Origin of the sequence: uncultured Campylobacter sp. (assembly GCF_938045225.1) — a bacterium.
Taxonomy (GTDB): Bacteria; Campylobacterota; Campylobacteria; order Campylobacterales; family Campylobacteraceae; genus Campylobacter_A.
The window spans coordinates 1-1,178 of sequence record NZ_CALINL010000138.1 but is presented as its reverse complement, the minus strand read 5'-3'; the positions used below and the strand labels follow the sequence as shown (position 1 = coordinate 1,178).

Sequence of the window (1,178 nt, the reverse complement as noted above, 5' to 3'; positions counted from 1 at the left end):
ACTGGATATTGAGTTGTCGGCTAGGCATCTTGATAAAATATCGTCCATTATTGCTTTATTATCTAGCCTTCTAGTATCTTCGCGGTAAGCAATCTCGTTTGCGTAGTTTGATAAGTAAAGCGTTCCTAGTTTATGGCATTAACCGTACTGCAAACGTCTAAATCTAGCGTTAAAGCTTTCCGATTGATTGTTATTCTCTCCGTTTAGTCCCGAATACTCTATTTGGTGATTTACCCTTTTTAAGTCGTAATGAGCTAACAAATCGTCGTAAGCCGAATTTTCATCGGTGTGAATTTCGCTGTTTGGCGCAATATGCGATTTAGCGATAGCTTTTATATCTACGTTATTCTCGCTTCTTAATATAAAGGTCTTAGTTTTACCTGCTCCGCTTCCAAGTAGATTTCTTTCTCTAAGCGATATGATAACTCGTTTATTAGGCTTAAAAGCTTTTCGTCTATCTATTCTATCTTTTATATTGTTAGCGGGTTTTATATAGTTTCCGACGTATACTCCGTCCATTTCGACTACTCCGCTAAGTTTTTCGTCTAAATTACGTTCCATAAGACTTTCTCTTATTTTATGTGATAAGACCCAAGCCGTTTTATATTGAACGTCTAAATCTCTACTAAGCTGTAAGGCTGAAATTCCTTTGGTAGCATTAGAAAATATAACGATAGCAAGAAGTATAACTTTAAAATCAAGATTATGAGAGTGAAATATAGTTTCGCTTGTAACGCTAAAGGTATGAAAGCAATCCTTGCAGCGATATTGCAATCTACTCTCTATAAAGTAGCGAGACGATGCGCTTCCGCAACTTGGACAAATAGGACTGCCTTTATTATCGCTCCAACGAATAGATTTAAAATATTCGTAACATTCTTTCTCGCTCATTGAGGCTATCTTTCTAACGGAGATTGTTCTAGCTTTAGATGAGAGAAGGAAGTGTTGGGACATTTTTAAGCCTTTTATGTATTTTTATTTTTAATATATGTATTATACATAAATATTACTTAAAATACTATAAGTTATTTAGCTAAATTTACTTGCTTTTAAATTAAGAAATATTGTATAATACGTTAATATATAATTAAGGCACATAATGAATTACGATGAGTTTTTATTAAAACTTAAAGAAGCAGGAATAGATAGAGACGAATTTGCTGAGCTTACTAAAACGA

At 33.6% G+C, this 1,178-nt stretch carries 1 protein-coding gene; it reads right to left on the bottom strand.

The genetic code is table 11. The features are described 5' to 3' along the window. Positions 1–138: 138 nt before the first annotated feature. The gene (locus Q0200_RS05285; protein ID WP_297938651.1) at positions 139–891 is read right to left on the bottom strand and encodes an IS1595 family transposase; all 753 of its coding nucleotides are present in this window, start codon (positions 889–891) and stop codon (positions 139–141) included. Positions 892–1,178: the final 287 nt, after the last annotated feature.